The following is a 20,539-nucleotide window of genomic DNA, read 5'->3' on the forward strand; positions in this document are numbered from 1 at the left end:
GCCGATCACTCCCGAAAGGGCACCACGCGCATGGAGCAGTACGAGCCCGACCGCCTGACACCGGTCGAAGTCGCCGCGATGCGGCGCAGCCTCCGCAACGGCCGGGCCGCCATGACCCGCCGGTCCCTGCTGCGGGCGTCCGCGGGCGGTGCGCTCGCGGCCGGCGGACTCGGCGCGCTGAGCGCCTGCGGCATCCCCGCGGCGACCAAGACGCAGGGCGGCGTCCCCGCGGACGACCACTCGGCCAAGGAGAAGGTCGTCGACTTCTCCAACTGGCCCGAGTACATCGACGTGGACGACAAGGGCAAGCGCCACCCCACGCTCGACGCGTTCGCCCGGCGGACCGGCATCCAGGTCAAGTACACCGAGGACATCAACGACAACGACGAGTTCTTCGGCAAGATCCAGCCGCAGCTCGCCGCGGGCCAGGACACCGGCCGTGACCTCATCGTGCTCACCGACTGGCTGGCCGCCCGCATGATCCGCCTCGGGTACGTCCAGAAACTGGACCCGGCCAACCTGCCGCACGCCTTCGCCAACCTGTCGGACCAGTTCCGCGCCCCCGACTGGGACCCGGGCCGCGCCTACTCGTACCCCTGGCAGGGCATCTCCACCGTCATCGCCTACAACAAGAAGGCGCTCGACGGCATCGAGGTGAAGTCGGTCTCCGACCTGCTCGACAACCCCCGGCTCAAGGGCCGCGTCGGCTTCCTCACCGAGATGCGCGACAGCATCGGCATGACCATGCTCGACATGGGCAAGGACCCGGCGAAGTTCACCGACGACGACTTCGACGCGGTGATCGCCCGCCTCCAGAAGGCCGTCGACCAGGGCCAGATCCGCCGCTTCACCGGCAACGACTACACCTCCGACCTCACCAAGGGGGACTTCGCCGCGTGCATCGCGTGGGGCGGTGACATCGTGCAGCTGCAGTCGGACAACCCGGACGTCGGCTATGTGATCCCCGACAGCGGCTACATGACGTCGACCGACAACATGCTGATCCCCAACAAGGCGCGCCACAAGACGAACGCCGAGCGGCTCATCGACTACTTCTACGAGCCCGGACCGGCCGCCGAGCTGGCCGCGTACATCAACTACGTGAGCCCCGTCGCGAACGTGAAGCCCTATCTTGCGAAGATCGACAAGTCGGCGGCGGGCAACCCGCTGATCATTCCCGACAAGGCCATACAGGCGAGGTCCCACGCCTTCCGCGCGCTGACGCAGAAGGAAGAGACGGCCTACCAGCAGAAGTTCTCGAAGCTCACAGGGGCGTGACGACGATGACGACACCAGACAACAGCGGCGACGTCCGCCTCTCCGGTATCTCCAAGACCTACGACAACGGCTTCACCGCCGTACAGCCGCTCGACCTGACCGTGCCGCAGGGCTCCTTCTTCGCCCTGCTCGGCGCCTCCGGCTGCGGCAAGACCACCACCCTGCGCATGATCGCCGGCCTGGAGGAACCTTCCTCCGGGACCGTGCGCCTCGGCGACCAGGACGTCACCCACCTGCCGCCGTACAAACGGCCGGTCAACACGGTCTTCCAGTCCTACGCCCTCTTCCCGCACCTGGACATCTTCGAGAACGTCGCCTTCGGTCTGCGCCGGCGCGGCATCAAGAGCGTGAAGAAGCAGGTCGAGGAGATGCTGGAGCTGGTCCAGCTGGGCGAGCAGGCGCGCAAGAAGCCGCACCAGCTCTCCGGCGGCCAGCAGCAGCGCGTCGCCGTCGCCCGCGCCCTCATCAACCACCCGAAGGTGCTCCTCCTCGACGAGCCGCTCGGCGCCCTCGACCTCAAGCTGCGCCGCCAGATGCAGCTGGAGCTCAAGCGCATCCAGACCGAGGTCGGCATCACCTTCGTGCACGTCACGCACGACCAGGAGGAGGCCATGACCATGGCCGACACGGTCGCCGTGATGAACGCGGGCCGCGTCGAACAGCTCGGCTCGCCGACCGACCTCTACGAGAACCCGCAGACGACCTTCGTCGCGAACTTCCTCGGCACCTCCAACCTCATCGAGGCCGAGGTCGACACCAGGAACGGCGACGACATCGTGCTCAAGGCGGCCGGCGGCAAGCTGGTGCTGCCCGAGGCGCGATGTTCCGCCCCCACCACGGCCGGCGGCAAGGTGCTGGTCGGCATCCGCCCCGAGAAGATCGCGCTCACGCACGCCGACGACGCGGGCTCGATCCCCGAGGGCCGCAACCGCCTCACCGGCAAGATCGCCGACGCCAGCTTCATCGGCGTCTCCACCCAGTACGTGATCGACAGCCCGGTCTGCGACGAACTCTCGGTCTACGTCCAGAACGTCGAGCGCGACGGCCGGCTGGTGCCCGGCGCCGACGTCGTCCTGCACTGGAGCCCGGCGCACACCTTCGGCCTGGACGCCGCTCAGGACATCGACGCGGGCACCGAGGAAGAGGCGGCCGCCTGATGTCGACACTCACCGAGGCGCCCCCGCCCCTCGCGCCCACCGCACCGGAGAAGAAGCCCCCGCGCAGACGCGGCCGGTTCACCCCGTACTGGCTGCTGCTGCCCGGCCTGCTGTGGCTGGTGGTCTTCTTCGCGCTGCCGATGATCTACCAGGCCTCCACCTCCGTGCAGACCGGCTCCCTGGAGACCGGCTACAAGGTCACCTGGCACTTCGTGACCTACTGGGACGCGCTCAGCGAATACTGGCCGCAGTTCCTGCGGTCCGTCCTCTACGCCGCCGCCGCGACCGCGGGCTGCCTGCTGCTCGGCTATCCGCTGGCCTACCTGATCGCCTTCCGCGCGGGCCGCTGGCGGAACCTGATCATGATCCTGGTGATCGCGCCGTTCTTCACCAGCTTCCTGATCCGCACCCTGGCCTGGAAGACGATCCTCGCCGACAACGGCCCGGTCGTGCACGCCCTGAGCTCGCTGCACGTCCTGGACCTCACCAACTGGCTCGGCTGGACGGCCGGCGACCGCGTCCTGGCCACACCACTGGCGGTCGTCTGCGGGCTGACGTACAACTTCCTCCCGTTCATGATCCTCCCCCTCTACACCTCGCTGGAGCGGATCGACGGGAGGCTGCACGAGGCGGCCGGCGACCTGTACGCCAAGCCGTGGACCACCTTCCGCAAGGTCACCTTCCCGCTGTCGATGCCGGGCGTGGTCTCCGGCACCCTGCTGACCTTCATCCCCGCGGCCGGTGACTACGTCAACGCCGAACTCCTCGGCTCCACCGACACCCGCATGATCGGCAACGTCATCCAGACGCAGTTCCTGCGGATCCTGGACTACCCGACCGCCGCGGCCCTGTCCTTCATCCTCATGGCCGCCATCCTGGCCATGGTCACGATCTACATCCGCCGGTCCGGGACGGAGGATCTGGTCTAAATGCCCTTCGTCACCTGGCTCAAGCGCCATCTCGTCGTCATCGCGGGGCTCCTGACGCTCGCGTACCTGCTGCTGCCGAACGTCATCGTCACGGTGTTCTCCTTCAACAAGCCGAAGGGACGCTTCAACTACGAGTGGCAGCAGTTCTCGCTGGACGCCTGGAAGCAGCCGTGCGGCGTCGCCGACATGTGCGGCTCGCTCTCCATCAGCCTCCAGATCGCCGTATGGGCGACGATCGGCGCCACCCTGCTCGGCACGATGATCGCCTTCGCGCTGGTCCGCTACCGCTTCCGCGCCCGCGGCGCCGTCAACTCGCTGATCTTCCTGCCGATGGCGATGCCCGAGGTCGTCATGGCCGCCTCGCTGCTCACCCTGTTCCTCAACATGGGCGCCCAGCTGGGCTTCTACACGATCCTGATCGCGCACATCATGTTCTGCCTCAGCTTCGTCGTCACCGCGGTCAAGGCGCGCGTGATGTCGATGGACCCGCGCCTGGAGGAGGCCGCCCGGGACCTGTACGCCGGCCCCGCGCAGACCTTCCTGCGGGTCACCCTGCCGATCGCGGCGCCGGGCATCGCCGCGGGCGCGCTGCTGTCGTTCGCGCTCTCCTTCGACGACTTCATCATCACGAACTTCAACGCCGGCTCGACCGTCACCTTCCCGATGTTCGTGTGGGGTTCGGCGCAGCGCGGCACGCCCGTCCAGATCAACGTCATCGGTACGGCCATGTTCCTCGTCGCCGTGCTCTTCGTCCTGACCTCGATGGTCGTCAGCAACCGCCGTAACAAGCAAAAGGCATAGGCCTTTTCCGGAAAGTCCTCTGTAGGGAGTTGAAATCATGGCCCCAAGCGCCATGAGCCGTGGCAAAGACAACTGGATCTCCTCTCTCTCCGAAGCCCAGCCGGTCCCGTACTGGCTGGAAGACCCCGGCAAGCCGTCCGCCGAGCCCGCCCTCACCGGCACCGACACCTGCGACCTGCTGGTCGTAGGCGGCGGCTACAGCGGGCTGTGGACCGCGCTGAACGCCAAGGAGCGCGACCCGCAGCGCGATGTGGTGCTGCTGGAAGGCCGCGAGGTGGGCTGGGCCGCCTCCGGCCGCAACGGCGGCTTCTGCGCCGCCTCCCTCACCCACGGCCTGCCCAACGGCCTCACCCGCTGGCCCGACGAGATCCACAAGCTGGAGGCGCTGGGCCGGCGCAACCTCGACGAGATCGAGGCCGCGATCGCCCGGCACGGCATCGACTGCGACTTCGAGCGCACCGGCGAGATCGATGTCGCCACCGAGACCTACCAGGCCTGGGAACTGAAGGACTGGCACCGGGAACTGGAGGAGAGGGGCCTCGCCGACGGCATCGAGTTCCTGGACGCCGACGCGGTGCGCGAGCAGGTGAACTCGCCCACCTTCGAGGCCGGCCTGTGGGACCGCGAAGGCGTGGCGATGCTGCACCCGGCCAAGCTGGCCTGGGGCCTGAAGAAGGCGTGCACGCGGCTCGGGGTGCGGGTGTACGAGCACACACCCGCGCTGACCCTCAAGCAGTACGGCGCCGGGATGGCCGTACGCACCCCGTACGGCGCGGTCCGCGCCCGGCGCGTCGCCCTCGGCACCAACATCTTCCCGAGCCTGCTGCGCCGCGTGCGCTCCTACACCGTCCCGGTCTACGACTACGCGCTGATGACCGAGCCGCTGAGCGACGCGCAACTGGAGTCGGTCGGCTGGAAGAACAGACAGGGCCTCGGCGACTCGGCCAACCAGTTCCACTACTTCCGCCTGTCCGCCGACAACCGCATCCTCTGGGGCGGCTACGACGCGATCCACCACTACGGCGGCCGGGTCCGCGCCGAGTACGACGACCGGCCGGAGACGTACGCCAAGCTCGCGGGCCACTTCTTCACCTGCTTCCCGCAGCTGGAGGGCGTCCGCTTCACCCACGCCTGGGGCGGCGCGATCGACACCTGCTCCCGCTTCTCGGCGTTCTTCGGCACGGCGCACCAGGGGAAGGTCGCGTACGCGGCGGGCTACACCGGCCTGGGCGTCGGCGCGACCCGCTTCGGCGCCGACGTGATGCTGGACCTGCTGGACGGGGAGCGCACCGAGCGGACGGAGCTGGAGATGGTCCGCAGGAAGCCGCTGCCGTTCCCGCCCGAGCCGTTCGCCTGGACCGGGATCGCCCTCACCAAGTGGTCCCTGGCCCGCGCGGACGCGCACGGCGGCCGGCGCAACCTGTGGCTGCGGACGATGGACCGGCTGGGCCTGGGCTTCGACAGCTGAGCCCGTGCGTTCGTGAGCCAGGTCGCGTGATCCAGGTCACGTGAACCGGGTCCCGAAACCCGCGTAATGCCCCCGCGAGGCCTCCCTCTCTCCTCCCGACGCGACCGCGCAGGGACGGTCGGGCGAGAGAAGAGGGAGGCCTTCTCATGACTGGGGCGAAGACGGCCGTCGAGTGGCTGCTATCCGTCGCGCCGGATCCCGAGGCCTGCCGCTGGGCGTGGGAGCGCAATCCCCTCGGTGTCGCGCTGCTGCCCGCCGGCCGGGCCTGGGACGTGCTGATCCTGCCGGGCGACCTCGGGCATCCGACCCTGGACGTGCTCACCCGGGTCATCGACCGGCCCGGCCCGGTACTCGCCGACCTCGGTGACAACCGGGTCGGGTTCTTCGTACCCCCGGGCACCGCGGCCCGCTGGCTCGGCACCGGCATCCGTACCGCCGGATCCGGCACCTGGATCGTCGTGCCCTATCCGGGCCGGGCCGCCCAGGGCGTGCGCTGGCTGGTGCCGCCGGACGGCTCGGGCACGCTGACCGACCCGGCGCTGCTGGAGCTGGCGATGCACGAGGCGGCGGCGGGACCGGTCGGGGGCGGGGAGCGGGACGGTTAGGGCCGGGAGTCCTTCACCCGCGTGGCCGGTGAACGGGGACCGCCGTGCGAACGGGGAGTTCCAGGAGGACTTCGCCGCCTGCTGCGGCCGGCGAAGCCGGTGAACAGGGCGAGGGCGGTCAGCGGCACGGTGCACAGACACCAGCTGGCCACCACGTCCAGCGGCCAGTGGTAGCCGTGGCGGACCAGGCCGTACGACACCCCGAGGACAAGGGCCGCGCAGCCGGCGACCAGGGTGCGGCGGGCGGCCGTGGAACGCAGCCAGGGGAGCAGGAGCAGGGTCGCGGAGCCGTAGGCGACGGCCGCCGTGGCCGTGTGACCGGAGGGGAAGTACCCCACCCCCGGGGGCATCTCCGGGGTCCCCGGCCGTGCCGTCCAGTCCTTGAGCGGTACGACGACCGCCGGGACCAGGGCCATCAGGACGGCCGCGGCGAGCGGCGGCAGCCACCACCGGTGCGCACCGGCGGCGCGTCCCCGCCAGGCCGCGCACCCGAGGGCCAGGGCCAGCACGGGGACGGCGACCTGGATGTTCCCCAGGTCGGAGAGAAGCCCGGAGAACCGGTCCGGATGGACGAGGGCTCTGCTGAGGCGGGCGTCCAGGCGCAGCAGCGGGCCGTGGCCGACCACCTGCCAGGTGATGAGCGCGAAGAGGACGGCCGGGAGGCCGAGGAGCGGGGCGCGGCGGACTGCGGTCGACACGGCGCTCAGCCTGACAGACGTGCTCGGCGCGAAGGAGGTCGGCCGCCCCGGAACAGGGGGGGCGTTCCGAGGCGGCCGTCCGGATCGGAACGCCGCGCGCCCCGGGGGGTTTGGGGCGGCGACCGTCCGATCGGTGAGGAGATCCCGGAGCCGTCAGGCGCCGGTTGTGTGCGCGAGGGCACGACCAGGTCGAAGCTGGGGAGGCCCCGGCCTGAAATCGCCCACAGTCCCCTGTGGGCGGGGTGTATCTCTCATCTGGGTAGAACCTACGGCAGGCGAAGGCGCTTGGGCAGACGGAATCGCGTCCCGTCATCCACCTCGCACACCTTCTTCACATGGCCTGCCGCAGGGCCCCGTCACCGGTGCCGAACTCTCGCTCAGATGCGCGAGAAGGCCTGCTCGATGATGTCGAGACCCTCGTTCAGGAGGTCCTCGCCGATCACCAGCGGGGGCAGGAAGCGCAGCACGTTGCCGTAGGTGCCACAGGTCAGGACCAGCAGGCCCTCGGCGTGGCAGGCCTTGGCGAGGGCGGCGGTGGCCTCGGGGTTCGGCTCCTTGGTGGTCCGGTCCTTGACGAGCTCGATGGCGATCATGGCGCCGCGCCCACGCACATCACCGATGATGTCGAACTTCTCGGCCATGGCGGTGAGGCGACCCTTCATGATCTCCTCGATGCGCTTGGCCTTGCCGTTGAGGTCGAGCTCCTTCATGGTCTCGATCGCGCCGAGCGCACCCGCGCAGGCGACGGGGTTGCCGCCGTACGTCCCCCCGAGGCCACCGGCGTGCGCGGCGTCCATGATCTCGGCGCGCCCGGTGACGGCGGCGAGCGGAAGTCCGCCCGCGATGCCCTTGGCGGTGGTGATGAGGTCGGGCACGATGCCCTCGTCCTCACAGGCGAACCACTGCCCGGTCCGGCAGAAGCCGCTCTGGATCTCATCGGCCACGAACACGATGCCGTTGTCGTTGGCGAACTTCACGATCTCCGGCAGGAAGCCCTTGGCCGGCTCGATGAAGCCGCCCTCGCCGAGCACCGGCTCGATGATGATCGCGGCGATGTTGTCCGCGCCGACCTGCTTGGACATCTGGTCGATGGCCTGCTTGGCGGCCTCGGGACCGGCGTTCTCCGCCCCGGTCGGCCAGCGGTAGCCGTACGCCACCGGCACCCGGTACACCTCGGGCGCGAACGGCCCGAACCCGTGCTTGTACGGCATGTTCTTCGCCGTCAGCGCCATGGTCAGGTTGGTCCGCCCGTGGTACCCGTGGTCGAACACCACCACGGCCTGCCGCTTGGTGTAGGCACGGGCGATCTTGACGGCGTTCTCGACGGCCTCGGCGCCGGAGTTGAACAGCGCGGACTTCTTGGCGTGGTCACCGGGCGTGAGCTCGGCGAGCGCCTCCGCGACCTCCACGTACCCCTCGTACGGGGTGACCATGAAACAGGTGTGGGTGAAGTCCGCCAGCTGGGCGGAGGCACGCCGCACGACGGCCTCGGCGGAGGCACCCACGGAGGTCACGGCGATACCGGACCCGAAGTCGATGAGCCGGTTGCCGTCGACGTCCTCGATGATCCCGCCGCCCGCGCGCGCGGTGAAGACGGGCAGCACGGAGCCCACACCCTGCGCGACCACAGCGGTACGGCGGGCCTGCAGCTCCTGCGACTTCGGGCCGGGGATGGCGGTGACGACGCGGCGCTCCTGCGGAAGTGCGGTCATGGGGGCTCCCTGATGATCTTGCGTTGAGTCTGCGTACCGGGCGATCCCGGACGATCCCGGGCGGTGCGTTTTCAGCCGCTTACCTATCTTTCTCCGCAGGCTAGGGGCGGGGGAGGGGGGTGGGCATGCTCCATGTGGGCGTTGTCGGCGAGAACGGTTGTCCGGAGTGGATATAGAGGAACTGGGAGGACGGCGCGACGGCGTGCGCGCATCTCACCGCGTGCCCTGCCACGCAATCGCTGAACTCCCCGTGCAAGGGCATTAGATTGACTCGCTGATGGTGGACGGAGCGGCTGCTCAGGGGGCAGGGGCGATGGACAGCGACGGGACGCAGGACACGCGGGGCACACATGCTCATCCTGTGCCGCGCCCAGCGGAGCCGACAGATATGCCCGCGGCGGCCCGGAACGGGCCGGCCACGCCCTACAGCGGCGCGGCTCCGCCATACGGCGCCCCTGCCATGCCGCCACGGCCGACGCGGGCGCCTGACCTGCCGTCGGCCGTGCCACCCGGGCATGCCCTCCACTCGACGCAAACCCGCTCGCCCGTTGCCGAGTGGCTCGACCAGCCGCGCCCGGCCGTCGATCCCGGGATCTGGCGCTACGGCTACCGCCTGCCCAAGGCGGCAGAGGGACAGCGCCTGGCCCCCGTGACCATCGTCGGTTTCGTTGTCCCCCTTGTGGCGGGACTGCTTCTGTGGTCACTGTGGCGACACGGCACGATCCCGTACCAGTGGACGGTTCTGAAGCTGCTCACCCCTGACGACTGGTGGTGGAGCGGCACCGTGTCGCCGAAGAGCTACCAGGGCGCCGAGGCAAAGACGGTTGCCGACGGAGTGTTCTTCGTGATCCTCGTCTACGTCATGGCGCGCCTGGGCAGCTGGGCGGACATCATCCGGCACGTTGTCACCCGGCGTGAGCAACCCGCTCGCGCCCTCATCGCCGCTCTCGGGGCGCTGATCGCGCTGGCCTTCGTCTTCCCGAGCGCGTTCGGCCTCGGCTGGGACGCCTTGCCCGTTCAGGACCCGTTGTTCTCCCTGATCGTTCTGATCAGCGGAGACTATGGTGTATTCGCGTCTGAGCCGCTCACCGACGGACTGTACGCGCTCATCACCGTGCTGGTGCTGTGGCCGTTCGCCCGGGTCGGCGGCTGGTGGCCCCTCGCGAAGCAGGCGCTGGCCGCGCGGGCGCGGGCCAGGACGGCCGAAGTCCCGCAACCGGCCGTTGACCGGCGGCCGTCGCAATGGCCGGAACTTCGCGAGGCCGGTCAGCATCAGGCCGCGGACGTTCTCGCCGCCGAGGTTGACGCCGGCCGGATGAACGACGTGGACTGCGCCAGGATCGGCCACATGTGGACTGTGGCCCGTGCCCGTGCCCGAGTCTTCTCTTTCGCCGAGACCGTGCTGCGCGAGGGGGGTGCCGCCTGGACGCACCCGTCCGGCGACCGTGACTTGCCCGGCCGGGCAGCACGGCATGATCTGCTCGCCGGACAGGTGCGCATCGGGCAGTGGGTGGCAGGGGAGCGCACCCCGCTCGCCTACGGCGGGGCCGGAGCCGCTCTCGCGCCGGACACCCTGGGCACCTCGTTGCTGGCCGTCGGGCCCTCCGGCTCCGGCAAGACGCGCCACCTGATCCGTCCCGTCGTCGAGTCGCTCGGACTGCAGGCGCTCGCGGGACAGTGCGCCGTGGTCGTCGTGTGTGCGGCCGGCACTCCGCTCGGACCCGACTCGGCCTACGATGTGGTCGTACGCCTCGGCGACCCGGCGTCCGTGCACGACCTCGACCCGTACGCGGATTCCGACGACCCCGACGAGGCGGCCGTCTTTCTGGCGGAAGGGCTGGCCGGCGACCTTGACTCGGTGAGCGGTCAGCGGGCGGTCACCGCGCTGGCCCAGCTCCTCGGCCCCTACCGGGCGGCCTACGGGCGCTTCCCGACGCTGCCCATGCTGCGAGAACTGCTGCAAGGCGAGGCTTCGGCCATTGCCGCGCTACGCGGTGCACTCGCCGGGGACGAGCACACCGCGATGCGCCGGGAACTGGAAGCGCGTGCCCGGCAGTCAGACACTGCGGGAGATCCCGGACCGGTCCTCGCCGACCGGCTCGCCGTGCTGGACCGGCCGGTGTTCGCCGAGTTCTTCGGTGGGGACGGCGGGAGCGCTCGGCCGTTCTCCCTGCGTGCCGTCGCCCATCATCCGCTCCGTGTGCGCATCGACCTGCCCGACCGCGGACACGAAGAGGCGTCCCGGATCGTCACCCGGCTGCTGCTCGCCCAGTTCGGCGCCGTGGTGGCGACAGGCGAGCGGGCCCACTTCGCCTGCCTCGTCCTGGATGACGCCACGGGTGTGGTGACGACCGAGTCCGTCCGCCGTATCCAGCGCTTGCGGTCCTGCAACGCGGCCGTGGTGCTCACTCTTCGTACGGTCGGTGACGTCCCCGAGGCGCTGCACGGGCCGCTGTACGCGGCGGTGGGTTGCCGTATGGCGTTCTCCGGGGTGAGCACATGGGACGGCGGCAGGTTCGCGGAAGCCTGGGGCACGCAGTGGGTGGAGACCCGGGACGTGGCTCGCCACACCGTGTTTGCGGACCAGCCGATGACACGCGCCATCCATGCTCTGCGCAAGCTGGTGACCGGCAAGGCGGTGACGACGGAAGCCGTCACCGTCCGGCAGGTCGAGCGGGAGCGCTGGTCGGCTTCCGAGTTGGCTCATGGGGTGCCGGCCGGGCATGCCGTGTTGTCGTTGACCAGTGTGCGCGGGGAGCACGCGCCGCCGTTGCTGGTGGATCTGCGGGGGTGAGGGGGCGGCGGGGGACCGTACGGTGAGGCAGAATCGGCGTAGGCCGTTCATACGTCGCGGCCAAGAGATCAGCGAAAGATCCCCGGCAGAGCACCCGATCTTCCTCACCGTGAAGGCCCCATGCCCCCGACCCTCGCCTCGCTCGTCCACCACTCCGCGCTCAAACTGACCGTGCGCGCGGGCGAGGACCGCCTCGACGTGCCCGTCCGCTGGGCCCACGTCAGCGAGCTGGCCGACCCCGTGCCGTACATGGAGGGCGGCGAGCTGCTGCTGATCACCGCGCTCAAGCTGGACGCCGAGAACCCCGAGGTCATGCGGCGGTATGTGAAGCGGCTGGTGGGGGCCGGTGTCGTAGGGCTCGGGTTCGCCGTCGGGGTGAACTACGAAGAGATTCCCGAGGCGCTCGTCGAGGCCGCGCGCGAGGAAGGGCTGCCGCTGCTGGAGGTGCCCCGCCGCACCCCGTTCCTCGCCATCAGCAAGGCCGTGTCCGCCGCCATCGCCGCCGACCAGTACCGGGCCGTCACGGCCGGCTTCGCCGCGCAGCGAGAGCTGACCAAGCAGGCGCTGAACTCCGGGCCCGAGGGGCTGCTCGGCGCGCTCGCCGGGCAGGTCGACGGGTGGGCCGCCCTGTACGACGCCTCCGGCGCCGTCGTCGCCGCCGCGCCCGAGTGGGCCGGCCGGCGGGCCGCCCGGCTGACCGCCGAGGTCGAGCGGCTGCGGGAGCGGCCCGCCCCGGCCTCCTCCGTCGTCGGCGGGCCGGATCACGAGGACCGGGTCGAGCTGCACTCCCTGGGCACGGGACGGCGCCCGCGCGCCGCGCTCGCCGTCGGCACGGCCGCGGCCCTCGGCACCGCCGAACGGTACGCCGTCCACTCCGCCATCGCGCTGCTCACCCTCACCACCGAACGCTCCCGCTCCCTGTACGCGGCCGAGCAGCGCATCGGTACGGCGGTGCTGCGCATGCTGCTCGCCGGGCAGCCCGACCATGCCCGGGCCGTCGCCGGGGACCTGTACGGCGGGCTGCTCGACGCGCCGTTCCGGGTGATCGTCGCCGAGTCGGTGTCCGGCTCGGCCGCACGGGCGCACGCGGACGCCCATGCCCACGCTCACGCGCGTGTGCCCGGTGCCGCCAAGCAGGCGCCCCCGGCCGCCGCGCTCGCCGCCGCCGACAGCGCCGGGGATCGGCTGGGCGGGCTGGCGGAGACCGTGGAGTCCGCCGCCGCGCGCTCCGGGGAGGCCGTACTGGTGGTGCCCGAGGGGGAGCGGCTGGTGGTGCTCGCCGCCGACGGGGGCGCGGCGGTGGCCGCCTGTACGCAGTACGCGGCGGCGCTGGAGGCGGCGCGAGCGGTGGCCGAGCAGGCCGGGGCCGACGAGGACGAGCTGGTCGTCGGGTTGTCCGCACCGGCGGGGCCGATCGCCGCGGCGGCGGCCTACAAACAGGCCGAGCAGGCGCTGTCCGTGGCCCGGCGGCGGGGGCGCGTCCTGGTGGAACACGAGCAGCTGGCCGCCGGGTCCGTACTGCCGCTGCTGGCCGACGACGCGGTGAAGGCGTTCGCCGACGGGCTGCTGCGGGCGCTGCACGAGCATGACGCGACGGGGCGGGGGGATCTCGTCGCCTCCCTGCGGGCGTGGTTGTCCCGGCACGGGCAGTGGGACGCGGCCGCGGCGGATCTGGGGGTGCACCGGCACACGCTGCGGTACCGGATGCGGCGGGTCGAGGAGATCCTGGGACGGTCGCTGGACGATCCCGACGTGCGGATGGAGCTGTGGCTCGCCCTGAAGGCGACCAGCACCGAATAGTCCAAACAGTAGTGCCCGGTCCGGCTACTGCTACGACTCGGACAAGCGACCCCCGGCTGCCCCCGCCCTACCGTGGAGCACGCAAGCCAAGCACACCCACTACGCGGAAAGGCCGGGACTCGCACATGACTTCCACCCACGCCTTCTGGCTCGCCGGCCGCCAGGTCACCGGCGAGGACACCTTCGACGTCACCTCCCCGTGGGACGGCCGGCTCGTCGGCAGGGTCAGCGTGCCGACCGACGCCCAGGTCGAGGAGGCCGTGGCCGCCGCGTACGCCGTGCGGGACGAGTTCGCCGCCACCCCGGCGCACGTGCGCGCCGCCGCCCTGGACCACGTCAGCAAGCGGCTGGCCGAGCGCACCGAGGAGATCGCCCAGCTGATCTCCGCCGAGAACGGCAAGCCGATCAAGTGGGCCCGCGGGGAAGTCGGCCGTGCCGTCTCCGTGTTCCGGTTCGCCGCCGAAGAGGCCCGACGGTTCAACGGCGGCGAGGCCCAGCGGCTGGACACCGACGCCGGCGGCCAGGGCCGGCTGGCGCTCACCCGCCGCTTCCCGAAGGGTGTCGTGCTCGGCATCGCGCCGTTCAACTTCCCGCTGAACCTGTGCGCCCACAAGGTCGCCCCGGCGATCGCCGCCGGCGCCCCGATCATCCTCAAGCCGGCCCCGGCCACCCCGCTGTCCGGCCTGATCCTCGGCGACCTGCTCGCCGAGACCGACCTGCCCGCCGGCTCCTGGTCGATCCTCCCGGTCGCCAACGACAAGATGCCCGCCCTCGTCCAGGACGAGCGCCTGCCGGTCATCTCCTTCACCGGTTCCGAGAAGGTCGGCTACGCGATCATGGACTCGGTGCCGCGCAAGCACTGCACGCTGGAGCTGGGCGGCAACGGAGCCGCGGTCGTCCTCGGCGACTTCTCCTCCGACGCGGACCTGGACTGGGCCGCGACCCGTATCGCGACCTTCTCCAACTACCAGGGCGGCCAGTCCTGCATCTCCGTGCAGCGGGTCATCGTGGACGCCTCCGTCTACGACCGTCTGCTGCCGCGCATCGTCGCCGCCGTCGAGGCCCAGGTCACCGGTGACCCGTCCGACGCCAAGACGGATGTCGGCCCGCTGGTCAGCGAGGACGCCGCCAAGCGCGTCGAGTCGTGGGTCAAGGAGGCCGTCGAGGCCGGTGCCACGCTCCTCACCGGCGGTGACCGCGACGGCGCCTCCTACGCGCCGACCGTCCTCACCGGCGTACCGGCCGGCGCCACCCTCGCCTGCGAGGAGGTCTTCGGGCCGGTCCTGACCGTGCAGAAGGTGGACGGCGAGGCCGAGGCGTTCGCCGCGGTCAACGACTCCAAGTACGGCCTCCAGGCGGGCGTGTTCACCCACGACCTGCAGGTCGCCTTCCGTGCCCACCGCGCCCTGGAGGTCGGCGGCGTGGTCATCGGCGACGTCCCGTCCTACCGCGCCGACCAGATGCCGTACGGCGGCGCCAAGCAGTCCGGTGTGGGCCGCGAAGGCGTGCGGTTCGCGATGGAGGACTACACCTACGAGCGCGTGCTGGTTCTCACCGGACTCGCGCTCTGACCTGCCACGGACAGGTCGGACGGAACGGCCGGAGCCCACTGTGCGGGGGCTCCGGCCGTTCGCATGCGCGCCCGGCCGGAGTAACCCGTTTTCTGCCTGCTGGTAAAGGATTTGATATCGGCGGTTCAAGAGTCTTGTTCTGTCCATGACTCTCCCGATGAGATGCGCCTGACCACTTCGTCCAGTTGGTTCGCCCAACTCGGAACGTCTCAGGCTCTCTCAGGGGACCACATGCACATAGCCCGTACCGGGCGCGGGGTCGCGGCGTCCGCCGCCACCGTCGCACTCGTCGCCGCCGCACTGGCGGCCACCTCCCAGGCCGGCGCCACCACCGCCGCGCCCGCCGGCGTACCGCACACCTTCGCGGCACCGGCCATCGCGGGGCACAACCTGGTCCACGGTGTGGCCAGCCCCCTTCCGATCGAGCAGTGCCAGACCAAGTGGCACATCAACTGCTACAACCCGCTGCAGTACCGCACCGCGTACAACCTGAACCCCCTGTACAAGAAGGGGATCACCGGCAAGGGCCGCACGATCGTCATCGTCGACTCCTTCGGTTCCCCGACCGTCCAGCACGATCTGGACGTCTACAGCAAGCAGTTCGGGCTGCCCAGCACCAAGGTCAAGGTCGTCAAGTGGGGCCACGTCCCCAAGTTCGACCCCAAGAACTCCGACATGACCGGCTGGGCCGGCGAGACCACCCTGGACGTCGAGATGGCCCACGCCGTCGCGCCCGGCGCCAAGATCGTCCTGGTGGAGACGGCGGTCTCGGAGACCGAGGGGACCACCGGTCTGCCGGAGATGATGTCCGCCGAGAAGCACCTGATCGACCAGGGCGTCGGCGATGTCATCAGCCAGAGCTTCGGCGCCACCGAGAACACCTTCCCGGGCTTCGGCAAGGGCGACTTCTCCAGCATCAAGAAGCTGCGGTACGCCTTCGAGGACGCCCAGCGCAAGCACGTGACCGTCCTCGCCTCCTCCGGTGACGGCGGCGCCACGGACATGAAGCTGGACGGCAAGACGTACTACAAGAAGCGCGTCAACTCCTGGCCCTCGTCGGACCCGCTGGTCACCTCCATCGGCGGCACCCAGCTCCACCTGAACGACAAGGGTGAGCGCGTCAAGCCGGACAGCGTCTACAACGACAACGGCGCGGGCGGCGGCGGCCAGTCCCACGTCTTCACGCGCCCGGCCTTCCAGAACGGCGTGAAGAACGTCGTGGGCACCCGCCGCGGCACCCCGGACATCTCGATGGCCGCCGCGGTCAACGGCGGTGCCTGGGTCTACTCCAGCTACGACCCGACCGCCACCGGCTGGGACGTCAGCGGCGGCACCAGCGAGGCCAGCCCGCTCTTCTCGGGCATCGTCGCCCTCGCCGACCAGGCGGCCGGCCACCGCGTGGGTGACATCAACGGAGCCCTGTACACCCTTCTCAAGCAGAAGAACCCGGGCATCGTCGACGTCAACGACGGCACCGACAACACCTACCAGGGTGTCAAGGGCTACAAGGCCGTGAACGGCTACGACATGGCCACCGGCGTGGGCACCCTGGACGCCCTCCGCTTCGTGCCGGCCCTCGGCAAGGCGAGCCGCGGCTGACGCCGCGCATCGCCCTCGCGACGGCCCGGGTCCCCGACCCGGGCCGTCGTACCGTGAAGGCCCGCGTCGGCAGTCCCCTTCACAGGGACTCGGCGGGAGCGTGCGCCGCGTTCGACCACATGAGCTGGACCGGAACCTTGCCGGTCCCGTTGGCCAGTGGCACCACCTTGAAGACCCGGCTGATGTCGGGATGCGGTCCGGACTCGGCTTCGTTGACGGGGAGATCGCCTATCTCGCCCTGGCCCGCCTCGGAGTACCACCCGAGCTTCCGGATGTCGTTCAGCCGGATGGCGTCCCCGACGTCGGGGTCGGTCCGCGCTTCGTTGAGCTCGTGGTAGAAGGTGGCGACGACGTTCGCCCAGGCGTCGTTCTGCCCGTCGAACACCACGATGCCGTTGTCCCCTTCGGAGAAGACTCCGACCGCGTAGTAGACCGTGACGTCCTGGCCGTTGTGCTTCACGTGGACCGATTCGTGGAAGCCGCCCAGCCCGTGCGCGGAATCGCTGTCGGCGTCGTCATCCAGTTTGATCAGCGCCTCCTGGCGGCGACCGTGTTCCTCCTCCGTGCCGGGGGGCGGCTGGAAGCCCGGCGAGAAGCCGTCGACGAGGACGACACCACGCGGAAGCAGGAGGTTGATGACGCTCTCCCTGGGGTCGCTGTCACCGAGCACCCCCTCCTTGAAGAGCCGCGCGGCGAGTTCCTCCGCCTGGTCCTTGAAGAACCTCGCCGGCACGGCACCGGGCACCACGTCGGAGGGCAGCATCCGGGACGAGATCGCACCCGGGTAGTACTGGGCGATCACCGATTCCAGCCTGCTGTCGGACATCGCGCCCGAGAGCGCCGTGTCGATGTTCTTCATGTCCCCCGTGTCCCAGGCCGCGGCACCGCCGAGGTAGCGGTTGACGAAGACGAGATCCGTGATCTTCCGTCCTCCGTGGTCCTTCAGGTCCCACTTGGGGATCTCACGGAATCCCTCGGCGGTGACCGCCTCCGCCGAGACGGCCGCGGGTGCCTGCCTGCGCGCGTAGGCCCGGCTGGCCGGCGAGCCGGGACGGAGTACGACATTGAGCGGTTTGATCTGGCTGTTCGCTGAGCGAGTCATGGAGGGTCCCCGCATTCCGATCAGGTGGCAGGGGATTTCTTTCTCCACACCAGTGTCGAAAACGCACGTCACACCCGCAACGGGAGACTCTGGCGTACCGCCGGGCTCCTCCGGACCCTCAACCGGTGAATCCGACGTGCGCGAGCCGCAGCGGACCGCGCAGCCTGAGGTGGACGTCGTGCACGCCGTCCGCGACGAGCCCGGCTCCGAGGGTGGTGTAGGCGTAGGCGTCGACGGTGGGGGCGTCGAGTGTGAGGGAGGCCAGGACCGGGCCGCCGTCCAGGGAGAGTTCCAGGACTCCCTCGCCCGCCAGCCGTGCGCGCAGTCCGGTCACCCCGGTGCCGAAGTCGCAGGAGCGGTAGACCAGTTCCCCCGCCCCGCCGCCCGCCGGCGTCACCGCGTCGCCCGCCGCCCGCGTCCTGTCCACGATCGCGATGCCCGACTGCTCGTCGAAGTCGGCGCCCGCCAGACCGCGTTGGGCCACCGGACGCGGGGCGGGCGGCTCACCGGCGAGGTGGACGGTCGTACGCAGGCGGATGTCCTCACTGGACGCGCCGATCAGCACGTCGTACGGGCCCTGTTCGAGAACCGGGCCGCCCCGGGCCACGTCCCAGAACTCCAGCGCCGCGAGCGGGACCTCGAAGGCGACCTCGGCGCTTTCGCCGGGCGTGAGGGTGAGGCGGCGGTGGGCCAGCAGTGCGCGGCGCGGGCGGGGGACCGAGGGCTCCACGGCGCGTGCGTACAGCTGCGGCACCTCGTCCGCCGTGCGGTCGCCGGTGTTGGTGAGCGTGCAGGACACCCGCAGCGTGCCGCCCTCCACCGTGGCCGTCAGGCCGGCGTAGGCGAAGGACGCGTACGACAGACCGTGGCCGAAGGGGAAGAGCGGGGTGCCCTCGAAGTACAGGTAGGTCTGGCGGCTGCCGATCACGTCGTAGTCGAGGAGGTCGGGCAGGTCGGCGTCCGCCGCGTACCAGGTCTGCGGGAGACGGCCGGCGGGGGAGACGTCGCCCGCCAGGACCCGGGCCAGCGCCGTGCCCGCCGCCTGGCCGCCGTGTGCGGTCCACAGCACGGCGGGAAGCCGGGCGGTGTCCACCGCGTAGGGATACGCCGACGTCAGGACCAGCACCGTGCGCGGGTTCGCGGCGCGGGCCGCACGCACCAGCCGCTCCTGGTGGCCGGGCAGCCGCAGGGTCGTACGGTCCTCGGTCTCCCGGCCGTTGATGTGCGGGTCGTTGCCCGCGACCACCACGACGACGTCCGCCCGCTGCGCCACCCGGGCCACCGCCTCCTCGCCCCGCTCGACGGTGATCACCTGGAAGACGTCACCGGATCCGCCGGCCTCGGCAACCCGCACGCCGTCGGCGGCGACCTGCACATGACGACCCGTGCCCAGGTGCTTGAGGAGGTGACCGCCGCGGTGCGGTTCGAGACGGAACGTCTCCTGGACCACCCAGCCGCCCGGCTGGTCCGCCGCGGCGCGGACCCGTCCGTCCTCGGCGACCGAGAGGTAGCGGCCGTCGGGCGCGCGCAGGGTCAGCACGCCCTCACCCCAGTCGACCAGGGCGAACTCCGTGCCGGCCGGCGCCGTGGTGAGCGGCGGCAGGTCCGTGCGGCCCGACAGCAGCGCCGGGTCCAGCGCGCCCTCGGCGCCGCGCGCCTCGACCGGCGCGTTCGCGGGCGGCACGTGCAGGAAGGCACCCGCGGCGGTGCGCAGCCGGACCCGGTCGACGCCCTCCGCGAACTCCACACGCTCCGCGCCGAACCGCTCGTACAGGCCCTCCAGCGGAGTCGAGCGGTGCAGCAGGCCGCCGCTGTACCAGTCCAGCTTGCACTCGTCCGCGAGCAGGCCGACGACCGCGACCCGGGTGTCCGCCGCGAGCGGCAGCAGGCCGTCGTCGTTCTTCAGCAGCACGACCGCCTGCTCGGCCGCCTCCCGGGCGAGCGCCCGGTGCGCCGGGGTGTCGAACGCGCCGGTGCCGGCGTGCGGGTCGTGGTCCGGGTCGAACTCGCCGAGCCGGAAGCGGACGGAGAGCTGGCGGCGTACGGCGGTGTCGATGTCCGCCTCCGTCAACCGGCCCTGCGCCAGGGCACCCTTGACCCGGGCGGTGATCGGCCCGGAGTCCGTGCCGTGGTCGGTGAAGCTGTCCACGCCGGCCAGCAGGGCGGCCGCGGTGGCCTCCTCATGGGTGTCGAAGTAGTGCTCGGCGTCGACCAGGTTGGAGGGCGCGCCCGCGTCCGAGCAGACCAGCAGCTCCTCGTCGGTCCAGGTGCGCAGCTGCTCGCGCAGGTACGGGGAGAGGTGGTTCGGGCGGCCGTTGACCAGGTTGTAGGCCGGCATCACCCCGGCCACCGCGCCCGCCTCGACCGTCTCCTTGAAGGCGTGCAGGTCGTACTCGTGCAGCACGCGCGGGCGGACCGAGGCGGACGACGTCGCCCGGTCGGTCTCGTTGTTGTGGGCCAGCCAGTGCTTGAGGACGGGAGCCGTGCGCCAGTACACCGGATGGTCGCCGCGCAGGCCCTGTGTGTACGCCGTGGCGATCGCCGAGGTCAGCTTCGGATCCTCCGAATAGCCCTCCTCGTTACGGCCCCACAGCGGATGCCGCAGCAGATTGACCGTCGGCGCCCAGACGTTGAGGCCCACCCGGTCGTCCCGGGCCCGCATCGCCCGCACCTCCTTGGACACCGCCTCGCCCACCCGCCGCACCAGCTCCGGGTTCCAGGTCGCGCCGAGCCCGACGGCCTGCGGGAACACCGTCGCCGGCCCCATCCAGGCGACGCCGTGCAGCGCCTCCTGGCCGGTACGGAAGGCGGCGATGCCCAGGCGTTCCACGGCGGGTGCGCACTGGTGCAGGAAGGAGATCTTCTCGGCCGGGGTGAGCCGCGCCAGCAGATCGTCGATGCGTTTGGCGAACGGCAGCTGCGGATCGCGGAAGGGCGGCGTGGGCGGCGGGACAGCGGTCACGGGCGGGTTTCCCTTGCGGAGGGAGCGACGGAATGCTTTCGAAGCGCTTCGATGCTGGATCGG

14 protein-coding genes are annotated in these 20,539 nt (G+C 70.9%); 10 read left to right on the forward strand and 4 right to left on the reverse strand.

Annotated features, from left to right (window positions below):
* The first annotated feature begins 30 nt into the window (after positions 1–30).
* The 6 genes from ABT171_RS06265 (at position 31) to ABT171_RS06290 (ending at position 6,238) form a co-directional block, all read left to right on the forward strand.
* Positions 31–1,278, forward strand: coding sequence for an ABC transporter substrate-binding protein (locus tag ABT171_RS06265; protein WP_351240343.1), 1,248 nt, complete (start codon positions 31–33; stop codon positions 1,276–1,278).
* 5 nt (positions 1,279–1,283) lie between these two features.
* Positions 1,284–2,435 (forward strand): ABC transporter ATP-binding protein, encoded by a 1,152-nt coding sequence (locus ABT171_RS06270; protein WP_503074085.1) that lies wholly within the window; start codon positions 1,284–1,286, stop codon positions 2,433–2,435.
* Complete coding sequence (locus tag ABT171_RS06275) at positions 2,435–3,364, forward strand: ABC transporter permease (RefSeq protein WP_351240347.1); 930 nt, start codon at positions 2,435–2,437, stop codon at positions 3,362–3,364. Before ABT171_RS06270 ends, ABT171_RS06275 begins: the two co-directional genes overlap by 1 nt.
* Positions 3,365–4,165: an ABC transporter permease gene (locus tag ABT171_RS06280; protein ID WP_351240349.1), complete on the forward strand. Its 801-nt coding sequence runs from the start codon at positions 3,365–3,367 to the stop codon at positions 4,163–4,165. It abuts the gene before it with no gap.
* Between the two features lie 37 nt (positions 4,166–4,202).
* The gene (locus ABT171_RS06285) at positions 4,203–5,633 is read left to right on the forward strand and encodes an NAD(P)/FAD-dependent oxidoreductase (protein WP_351240351.1); all 1,431 of its coding nucleotides are present in this window, start codon (positions 4,203–4,205) and stop codon (positions 5,631–5,633) included.
* Between the two features lie 146 nt (positions 5,634–5,779).
* Positions 5,780–6,238 (forward strand): hypothetical protein, encoded by a 459-nt coding sequence (locus ABT171_RS06290; protein ID WP_351240353.1) that lies wholly within the window; start codon positions 5,780–5,782, stop codon positions 6,236–6,238.
* On the opposite strand, the gene ABT171_RS06295 is transcribed toward ABT171_RS06290, so the two are convergent.
* Together ABT171_RS06295 and gabT are read right to left on the reverse strand one after the other, a co-directional pair.
* Positions 6,235–6,936, reverse strand: a complete 702-nt coding sequence (locus tag ABT171_RS06295; RefSeq protein ID WP_351240355.1) for a phosphatase PAP2 family protein — start codon at positions 6,934–6,936, stop codon at positions 6,235–6,237. The genes ABT171_RS06290 and ABT171_RS06295 overlap by 4 nt on opposite strands.
* A 377-nt stretch (positions 6,937–7,313) precedes the next feature.
* A complete protein-coding gene (gene gabT, locus ABT171_RS06300; protein WP_351240357.1) occupies positions 7,314–8,648 on the reverse strand; it encodes a 4-aminobutyrate--2-oxoglutarate transaminase in 1,335 nt (444 codons plus the stop codon).
* 313 nt (positions 8,649–8,961) lie between these two features.
* On the opposite strand from gabT, the gene ABT171_RS06305 reads away from it, so the two are divergent.
* From ABT171_RS06305 to ABT171_RS06320, 4 genes are all read left to right on the forward strand, one after another.
* Positions 8,962–11,442: an ATP/GTP-binding protein gene (locus ABT171_RS06305; RefSeq protein ID WP_351240359.1), complete on the forward strand. Its 2,481-nt coding sequence runs from the start codon at positions 8,962–8,964 to the stop codon at positions 11,440–11,442.
* 120 nt (positions 11,443–11,562) lie between these two features.
* Positions 11,563–13,242, forward strand: a complete 1,680-nt coding sequence (locus ABT171_RS06310; RefSeq protein WP_351240361.1) for a PucR family transcriptional regulator — start codon at positions 11,563–11,565, stop codon at positions 13,240–13,242.
* Between the two features lie 125 nt (positions 13,243–13,367).
* Positions 13,368–14,813 carry an aldehyde dehydrogenase family protein gene (locus ABT171_RS06315; RefSeq protein WP_351240363.1) on the forward strand — a complete coding sequence of 482 codons (1,446 nt, stop codon included), beginning with the start codon at positions 13,368–13,370 and terminating at the stop codon, positions 14,811–14,813.
* 231 nt (positions 14,814–15,044) lie between these two features.
* Positions 15,045–16,412 (forward strand): S53 family peptidase, encoded by a 1,368-nt coding sequence (locus ABT171_RS06320; RefSeq protein WP_351240365.1) that lies wholly within the window; start codon positions 15,045–15,047, stop codon positions 16,410–16,412.
* Positions 16,413–16,491: 79 nt separating this feature from the next.
* Here ABT171_RS06320 and ABT171_RS06325 read toward each other — a convergent pair whose 3' ends face one another.
* Positions 16,492–17,514 (reverse strand): hypothetical protein, encoded by a 1,023-nt coding sequence (locus tag ABT171_RS06325; RefSeq protein ID WP_351240367.1) that lies wholly within the window; start codon positions 17,512–17,514, stop codon positions 16,492–16,494.
* 118 nt (positions 17,515–17,632) lie between these two features.
* Entirely contained in the window at positions 17,633–20,476 is a 2,844-nt protein-coding gene (locus tag ABT171_RS06330; protein WP_351240369.1) for a glycoside hydrolase family 3 C-terminal domain-containing protein, read from the reverse strand.
* Positions 20,477–20,539 lie beyond the last annotated feature (63 nt).

Origin of the sequence: Streptomyces sp. NPDC001851, assembly GCF_040297165.1 — a bacterium.
In the GTDB taxonomy this organism is placed as follows: Bacteria; Actinomycetota; Actinomycetes; order Streptomycetales; family Streptomycetaceae; genus Streptomyces.